General features: G+C 40.1%; 7 protein-coding genes. 3 read left to right on the forward strand and 4 right to left on the reverse strand.

Translation table 11 applies throughout. The features are described 5' to 3' along the window. Positions 1–5 precede the first annotated feature (5 nt). From LJE11_RS18000 to LJE11_RS18010, 3 genes are read right to left on the reverse strand one after another with little or no spacing between them, the layout of a single operon-like run. Positions 6–1,730, reverse strand: a complete 1,725-nt coding sequence (locus LJE11_RS18000) for a DUF2194 domain-containing protein (protein WP_227296346.1) — start codon at positions 1,728–1,730, stop codon at positions 6–8. Continuing rightward, positions 1,727–2,620: a membrane protein gene (locus tag LJE11_RS18005; RefSeq protein ID WP_008707179.1), complete on the reverse strand. Its 894-nt coding sequence runs from the start codon at positions 2,618–2,620 to the stop codon at positions 1,727–1,729. Before LJE11_RS18005 ends, LJE11_RS18000 begins: the two co-directional genes overlap by 4 nt. Continuing rightward, positions 2,617–4,725 carry an NAD-dependent epimerase/dehydratase family protein gene (locus LJE11_RS18010; protein WP_008707181.1) on the reverse strand — a complete coding sequence of 703 codons (2,109 nt, stop codon included), beginning with the start codon at positions 4,723–4,725 and terminating at the stop codon, positions 2,617–2,619. Before LJE11_RS18010 ends, LJE11_RS18005 begins: the two co-directional genes overlap by 4 nt. Positions 4,726–5,026: 301 nt before the next feature. Here LJE11_RS18010 and LJE11_RS18015 point away from each other — a divergent pair, with 301 nt between their 5' ends. The 3 genes from LJE11_RS18015 to LJE11_RS18025 all read left to right on the forward strand — a co-directional run bounded on the left by LJE11_RS18015 (position 5,027) and on the right by LJE11_RS18025 (position 8,504). Next, on the forward strand, positions 5,027–7,075 hold the full coding sequence (locus LJE11_RS18015) for a M28 family peptidase (RefSeq protein ID WP_008707182.1): 2,049 nt from the start codon (positions 5,027–5,029) through the stop codon (positions 7,073–7,075). A gap of 64 nt (positions 7,076–7,139) precedes the next feature. Beyond that, entirely contained in the window at positions 7,140–7,781 is a 642-nt protein-coding gene (locus LJE11_RS18020; RefSeq protein WP_008707183.1) for a GNAT family N-acetyltransferase, read from the forward strand. A gap of 348 nt (positions 7,782–8,129) precedes the next feature. Beyond that, positions 8,130–8,504 (forward strand): BlaI/MecI/CopY family transcriptional regulator, encoded by a 375-nt coding sequence (locus LJE11_RS18025; RefSeq protein ID WP_008707184.1) that lies wholly within the window; start codon positions 8,130–8,132, stop codon positions 8,502–8,504. An 82-nt stretch (positions 8,505–8,586) separates the two neighbouring features. Here the strand turns inward: LJE11_RS18025 and LJE11_RS18030 are convergent, their stop codons facing one another. Continuing rightward, positions 8,587–8,817: a hypothetical protein gene (locus tag LJE11_RS18030; RefSeq protein ID WP_044951711.1), complete on the reverse strand. Its 231-nt coding sequence runs from the start codon at positions 8,815–8,817 to the stop codon at positions 8,587–8,589. Positions 8,818–8,946: the final 129 nt, after the last annotated feature.

Consider the following 8,946-nt stretch of genomic DNA (forward strand, 5'->3'; position numbering starts at 1 on the left):
CGGTTTTACAGGTTTTCACATAATCTATTTGAAGTAGCACAATAGGTTAATTTAAGATTAAGTTCCTGATCTGATACATCCTTATCGATCACCAGTGCCCCATACCGCTGTATTGCGCCTGATAGTTCGGAAGCAGTAAGATTTCTCAGACATGGAGCTGAAGTATACAGCCAGTCCATATATTCATCCAGCCGTTTTTTCAGTTTCTTCCATCCCAGTCTGGCACCTCTGTCTTCGTCCAGCAGATCATCCGGATGCATAAAATGTGTATTGACAAAATGCATATTCAGTTCAGATACAGCCGCAAGTTCCATATAATCATCAATCACAGCACCTGAAATAATACGGGGCTGTTCCACAATTCCATCTTCTGCAGCCTCAAACTCCTGTGTATATGCCATATCTCCGACAAAATAATTACTTGCAATTGTACGTATCTCCGGAAATTCTTTTACGATCATTTCCCGCCCTTCATCTGACAGCACATTAGACGGCGGTACATAAACAGACAATTCTGTCCCCGGAAACATCTCTTTTCCAAACCGTATCAGCTCTGTCATGGCTTTTTTCATTGCATCATAGCTTTCCCATGTTTTATATGGAAGGATATTTGCATAATCCACATTTGACAGGCTCAATGGCTGATGATTATATCCATGATATCCCAGTTCTCCTCCCTGATGAAGCAGCATATTCCCAAAATACTGAAATCTCTGCACATCTTCCTGTTCCACAACATCTCCGGACACATCATCCTCATAATTATCAATAATAACACCTGTATATTTCACGCCGTGTTCCTCTGCCATATCCAGCATATCCGGCCACCAGATATTTGTATAAAACTCTTTGATGCTGAGACCATAATCACGTTTGATATATGTTCCGTCTCCACTCGGCACAGGAGATGGAAAATCATCCAGATAAAATACAGATCCATTAAGCACCGGGTAGACCATCACATCTGTCAGCAGGCTATAGGATGCCGCAAAAAATCCTCTTGTGGCTTTTTCACATAATCCAAAATTATCAACTACAAATTTACCTTTTCCATAACTGTTTTCCCAGATAAGCGGAACCTTCTTTTCATCATCTGTCCATGCATAAACCTTCGCCGTTTCTCCAACACTTACTTCCCATGCTGAATCATATGCATCCGGAATCTGGAAAGATCTTCCCCCTCCAATCATGAAATCATCATCAATATAGATTTTATCTACCAGAACATTTCCATAATCAGAGTCTGTAATTCCCAATTTCTGCTCAATGAGCGAAACATATGTATCCTTCTGAAGTGTTAACGCAAAAAGAACACGTCCTCCTTTTTCTACCCAGTTTCCAATCTTTATAACTACATCCTTCAATGGGTTCAGATCCGACATCAGCACCACTATTGTTTCATAGCCTGAGAAATCAGGAATCTCACTCTGTCTGATATCTGCCAGATCTACTCCTGTTTTCATATCCATGAAAATTCTTTCAAACTGTTCCCATGCCACCACACTGTCTGCCTGACTGCTGTCCATCAGCACCAGACAACTGCTCTCAATATTTTTGACTGCCTGTGTTTCAGTTACAACCGTATCCCTGTCCAGATATGCCTTCTTCTTGATCTCTGCCTGATACTGAATTCCTGAACGCTCTGTCCAAAGCACCACACTGATTGCCAGAAAAACTCCCAGAATAACAGTCAGACCCTTAAATCGAAAAGACTGTAAATATTTTATCATTCCTGCCAAAAAGCCAATGCCTCCTTTCCTTTCGCCGACAGGTAAATATGTTCCTGCTGAATCTGCTCTAATGTTTCCTTTAATTCTTTTCCCTGTTTCAGTTCTACGTAATATCTGATCCTGAGTATCCAGTATTCTTCATTTCTGTGCCACTTCTTATCCATTCTTTCCAGACTTTTAAGCACCTGTTCATACTCCTTCGTCTGCATTTGATTCTCAGCCAGACATACATATGTATGAAGATCCTCTTTAAATTTCAGTTTTTTCTTCAGAAGTTTTATATATTGATTTCTTTGCACCAGTTCCATCTGTCCTTCTAGAAGTCCCTGAGATAAATACTCCTGAAGAAAATCACAGTACTCTGAAATAAGCTGTTGATTTTCCGGTTCTTTTGCATATCTGTATTCTATCTTCTGCAGTCTGCTTTCATATTCCTTAGACAGCTCTACCATTCCTGTGATCGCATAATGCACAACCTCTACATCGTCATTCATCCTTGCCTGTTTAAGCATATCGATGTAATTCTCCGGATCATCATTCAATACATTCATAATCAGATCACGCCTCATAGCGGCCTCATCAATAAGAAGCACTTCCTCCAGTGGCACAATATTTCTGTCACTTTCTTCTTTCGGTGCTATAATGCTCCTGTAAATTTCTTCATTGATCTTCATTTTTTCTATTCCGATTTCACGCTTTTTATCCTGGTGAAAAAATATCTGGAAATGCAGAAGCAATACACAGATCATACCCCATACCGGTACAAAGATCACAGGTAATATGAGATACCTCTTCACCTTCAGTAAATGGGAGTTTATTCCTGTCCATACTAAAACACAACAGATAATATGGAATATAATAAAAACAACCCCTGTTATATTCTGTATCATTCTTCAGCTACCCTGCTTTCGTTACGGGTGTCAATCACTCTGCAATGAAGTCCGTTCTTTTCGAGCCTTTCAATTACTATCGGTAACATGGCATCATCCACCTGTGACAGTATCAGATAAAGTTGTCCATCCTCCGATATTCCCAGTATGTCATTCTCTCTGATTTTATTTTTTAATATCCTTTCTGTTTCCTCCAGTGTCATTTCCGGATTTTCAATCTGCAGCAGAGCATATGATCCTATTTTCTGTTCTTTTATGGAATGAAATAACTTCAGCCTTTCCATAAAATACTCTGTTTTTAATATATGAGTTCCTTCCAGATATTCCCTGTCTCTGACTGCTTCCTGATATTCCAGTGCACGCAGCAGAGAAACTTCTACCAGACCGCATAAAATTTTGATAAGATTCAGATAATACAATGTCATCTGACTACTGGCTGCATCCTGAATAAATACCAGCATTACAAGTTCTCCATTTCTCTTTATCCCTGCGATATATGCCGGATATCCGGCAAGCAGTTCCCTGTTTCTCCAGACCTCACCCTTTTCCAGCGTTTCTACCGCATTCTGATACTCTTCAATCCTTATAGAATTCGGCATTTTTCTGCGAATTTCAGGTGATGACACTTCCATCCTTCCAAAACGTTTCCATGAATCCAGTGAATAAAGTACAATTGTATGATTTTCCAGAACATCTTCCATTACCCTTATGGTTTCCATAAACAGTTTCTGAGGCTGTATCACATCCAGCTTTCTTGTTATATCAAAAATTTTTCCAAAGCTGTCCCTGCTTCCGAGAATCTGCTTCTTATATTGTCTTTTATCCTGAAGGGTCTCCTGATACATTTCCTGCATAAAGAAAAATTTTTCCTTGATCAGTCTGTTTTCTTTTGTTACAAATTCTATATCCTCTTTATTCTTCAGCCTTATATAACCACAGACAGCACCTGCGGCAAAATAAAAAATAAATGGAATCCAGTTAGAAGCCTCATAAAACAAAGTATATATGTTTACATTCTCCTGCCTGTACGCTGCAATCAAAGAACAAGTTTCCAACGCAGCTGCTGATATTCCATAATTAATTCCATAAAGACTTCCCATAAATACAATAAATACAAGTCTCAGGTCAATCATTTTAAACTGAGCATAAGTTCCTGTATATTTGTTTAGAAATTCAAATAAAATAAATCCTGAGATTAATTCCAGAATGTGGATCAGCAAAGTATTTTTTGATATCCAATTCCTGATATTTGCAAAATGTCCGAAATCTGAATCTGATAATTTTTTATACTCCTGATACATCCCGGGAATATCTTCAAAAACAGATATCTTTGGAAACCACCCATATTCATGTCTTATAATCTGATCATCCGGCTGTACCTTATAAATCTGACCGCTGTTCTGATATCTTATATCCAGTTTACCGGGAATTGTCTTTCTGATTTCTTTTTCCAGATCACTGAAACTCTGCCTGAAACAATCCGGAACATTCAGACAGCGTTCTTTTCCCCAATTGTCATATACTTTATAAAGCAGTTCTGCCAGATCATCCATACATACAAAATAAATATTTTGTTCCGGTGATTCCTCAAAAACAATTTTTCCGCTTTCTTCTGCCTCTGTAAACAGCTTATAAAAAAAGTCCTGTGTGTATACCGCTGAATATAAATGAGGAATTCTCAGAATCTTGGTGTTTATCTGATACATATTTCCATATTCCATAACTACATTTTCTGCTGCGGATACCAGAAGTGTTTTTCCACTTGTAATATTATAAATGCTCTCCTGCCCGGTCAGATACAACATTCTTATTTCCTTATTCTTTTTGCATAACTGAAGTATCTGTCTCAGTTGTTCCAGTTCTCCGGTCATCCTTCCATGCATGGTCAGATAATTGGAAAAATAAACAATTCTTTCAAACTCATATGTTTCGAAAATCTCTTTCAGTTCTTTCTCATCTTTTATGAACGGACGAGATAATATATTCTTTTTTCGATTTGATTTCAGCATCTCATTTCCCAGTACAACTACATCACATTCAGGAAATGATTCTTCTATAAAAGTTTCTGTTACATATCCTGTATTTCCTGCCAACAATACTTCCATATTTATTCACCTCAATAAAGTGAAGTATAACAAAATTATTTTTTCTTTTCAATATCAGTATCTTTACAGAAAATAGCTTTTTTCTCAACAACTGTTGTCTTGTTCCTGCTGCTGTTCTATGCTAAAATATTTCCAGTATAAAATCATAAACCACAGACAGATCAGTACCCTGATATTTCCGGCACTGATCATATCTGATCATATTATACAAACTGTCAGGAAAGAGGCGATTACATTGAACATTGAAGATTCCTGTATTTCCTGCATTGACACAGACTGGTCCTACCAGCTTGCCAGACGCATGGAAAAAGAGAAAACAAACCCTGTTCTGGGCTATCGTACTGCAGGTTCCGCTGCTGAAACAGCTACAGGAGATATGTTATACAGGGAAATGAAAGCTATCGGACTTACCGATGTAACCAGAGATACATTCTCACTGGACGGATGGGAATTCGAGAAGGCAGTCCTGAAATTTACAGATGATGACGGGCAGGAACACACCTTTCAGATGGGCGGATATCAGACAAATTTCGAGACAGACGGATTTGAAGATTACGAACTCGTTTATCTGGGAAAAGGAACTGCTGCAGATTATGAAGGCATAAACGTAAAAGGAAAGCTGGTTATGGTTGAGATCAACCAGCGAGACGAATGGTGGATCAGCTTCCCTGTTTATCAGGCTTATCTGCGCGGCGCTGCTGCCCTGATCGCAGTTCAGGCAAACGGCTACGGAGAAATCGCAGAGTCTGCGCTGAATGCACAGGATATCGCAGGTCCTGATTTCGCACCTGCATTCTCTCTGTCTCAGGCAGATGCACGTATCCTGAAGCGTTCTCTCCGAAATAAAATTTCCGCCTGCGAAGACAACACCACTGATTCAGAAGATACCCATAACACTCTGGAACAGGATGCTGCTTTATTACGCAGATCCTCATTAAAAGTATCACTGGATGCCCGTTCCAGAGTGATCCCGGATACAACAGCAGGCAATATCACAGGTAAAATACAGGGTACTGAGACAGACTCTATGATCCTGCTGTCTGCACACTATGATTCCTATTTCGATGGATTCCAGGACGATAATGCAGCAGTCGCCATGATGCTCGGCATTGCCCGTTCACTGGTAAAGGGCGGCTATAAGCCTGCCCACACTCTCGTTTTCTGTGCAATGGCTGCCGAGGAATGGGGAATCATTGATTCCAAATACGACTGGTCTACAGGAGCCTACAATCAGGTATTCCGCGTACATCCTGACTGGCAGGGTAAAGTGATTGCAGACCTGAACTTTGAACTTCCTGCACACGCACACAATAGACAGGATGCCATCCGCTGTACCTATGAATATGCAGATTTCATTAGACAGTTTACAGACAGCCTGACTGTCCCGAAGGAAGCATATCCTGACGGGATCACGGTTCTCTCTCCCATCGAGACATGGTCTGATGATTTCTCCATGGCAATCGCAGGTATCCCATCCACAGTCAATGATTTCAGTGCCGGGCCCTTCATGCAGAATTATTATCATTCCCAATATGATAATCAGGATGTTTACCAGGAAGCTGTCTATCAGTTTCATCATGAATGCTATCTGAAACTGATCATGGCCATTGACAGACTTGTCCTGCCACCGATGAATTTCAGCAATACCATGAACGCGGTCGCAGAAAGTATCCACGAAAATGCACTCTCATTTGCTGATCCTGAGCAGAATGTTCTGCTCAGAAACCTGCAGACAATTACCGCTTCTGCCGAAAATATTTATGACAAAATCTGCCAGATTAATGCGGAATATGCCACACTTTCAGACTCCGACGCCCGCATTGCTTTCCGCCACAAATGGGAATATGCCGGACTGGAGCTGCTGAAAACTTTCCGCAAGGCACAAGACTATCTGGTACGTCTCAACTGGCAAGATGAAGTAATTTTCCCACAGGAAGCTGCCTCCAAAAATATTCGACAGCTGGAAAAAGCCAGCCGGGCTTTATCCGAGGGAAATATTACAGATGCATTGAAGGCTCTCTATCGAGTAGACAATAATATGTACGCATTTCTCTTCGATGAAGAAGTTTACTATCACTTCACCGAATACATTCTTCACCAGCCAAAAGACCGTCTGATGTGGGGTGCCGGACGTATTATGCATCACGAAAATCTCTACGGGATCGTGCAGAAACTGAAGCAGCGCATGGAAGAAGAAACACCGGAACTCGACAGTGAGATCCGTCGTCTGGAAGCTGCCCTGCGCAGACAGAAGGCTTATTATAAGGACGATATCCGCTACTTAAACACCTCCGTTAATAAGCTGTCTGCGATGTTGGATAACATCTATAATAATCTACTGTCTTTTTAAAAAACATTACCACTCCCGGGAACAGCAATGTTCCCGGCAATAAATAAGGAGATTACTACATACCATGGAAAGTGATAATTTGTACAGAGTACAGGAAGAAGATTTACCACGATTACAGAAACTGTTAACGGTCTGTTTCGCACAGGATCCGCTGTATCATACCCTGATTCCTGATGATGACACCAGAGAAAGACTTCTGCCGGAGCTCTTTTCCTGCGATCTGACGGAGTTCTTTCAGACATGCGAAATTTATTCTGACAGCAGCGAACTGAACAGTATCCTGGTTGTTTCTGACGAAAGCGAACCTTACAATTTTCTGCACTACTGTCTCACAGAGGCCAGAGCTGCACTTACCACTGACGGATGGCTGATCAAAGAAGATCCAAGCCTGAAAACCTTCTGGAATTTCATTCAGGGCAAGGACTACCTGAACTCAAGCTGGACAGATCAGCTTCACCAGACAGAGCGTCTCCATGTGATCTACCTTGCAGTAGACCCTGGACACCAGCATCATGGACTGGCAGAACTTCTGATGGATGAGGTGATAAATTATGCCCAGAAACACAAGATGCTGATTTCTCTGGAAACCCATAATCCCAATAACGTTCCTATTTATGAACACTTCGGATTTAAAACATACGGGATAGTGGAAAAACCTCACTTTGGTCTGAAACAATATTGCATGATCCGAGAGGCTACTGTATAATCTGTCCCTGCACTGCTCTCGCAATTATTAACATAAAGACTCCGTAATTGATAAATTAACCTATTTTTCACTTACATTTTTGTCTATTTCTACGTCTAGTAATATTTATACTTTTATATTAAAATAACAAACAGATGTCGGATAAAACTTTTCCACATCTGTTTGTTTATAGTACCATGTGTACTTTTCCGCTACTATTTTTAATTACTGTTAACTGTTCGGAGACTTTCCATTCAACGGACTGCTGAACATCCACGATTACCAGAAACAAAAGTATTTACCTGGCAATAAAAATTTTAATAACCCCCAGAGTACACATCACTACACTGATAAGGAGGACTTATAATAATGGTACGAAATGCAATGAGCGCAACAGAATTTTATATTTTACAATATTTATGGACCAGAGAAACACCTGCAACTTTTTCTGAGATTATGGTTCACTTTAATGAGGAAGAAAAGAAAGCATGGAAGAAACAGACAGTAAACACATTTCTTTCCCGTCTGGCACAGAAGGGCTTTTTGAATATTGACAAGAGCGGAAAAAGAGCTATCTATATTCCATCTGTCACCTCAAAGAAATTCTATGAAAATTATGCCCAGGAGATTGTAAAGGATTCTTACAACGGAGCCATCAAAGATTTCATCGCTGCATTTACAGCAGGAAATAAATTAAGCGCAGCTGAGAAAGCTGAATTATTATCTTATATCCAGACACTTTAATCAGAAATGCTCAATAAAAAGGCTGTCATTAACAACAGCCTTTTTTATTTACAGAATTACTATAAATACCGAATCAGAGAAATTACTCAGACTCTTCTATATTTTCCAACGTAAGCTTATGATATGGTGTGCGCACATATTTTCCGTCGATCAATGGAATATCACTCTTATCTCCATCCGTTGCGATTACAAATGCAAGATTCAGCATTTCACGCGCCTGCCCCTCTTTATCATTATAAACCGTTCCAAGCATTTCCTCATTCTTTACAGCCTCAATCCCCTCATCTGTACGGTCGATATCTGTTTTATACACAAAAAAACCAGCTATCACCTAGCTGGTTTTCACTGTATCTTCAAAACTACATACATGCTGACATTCCCTGAAAATCATTCTTCCTGCGATTCTTGGTCAAGCCCTCACCCGATTAGTAACAGTCAGCTC

The sequence above is a fragment of the Blautia sp. DFI.1.216 genome (genome assembly GCF_020594215.1).
Lineage (GTDB): Bacteria > Bacillota > Clostridia > Lachnospirales > Lachnospiraceae > Blautia_A > Blautia_A wexlerae.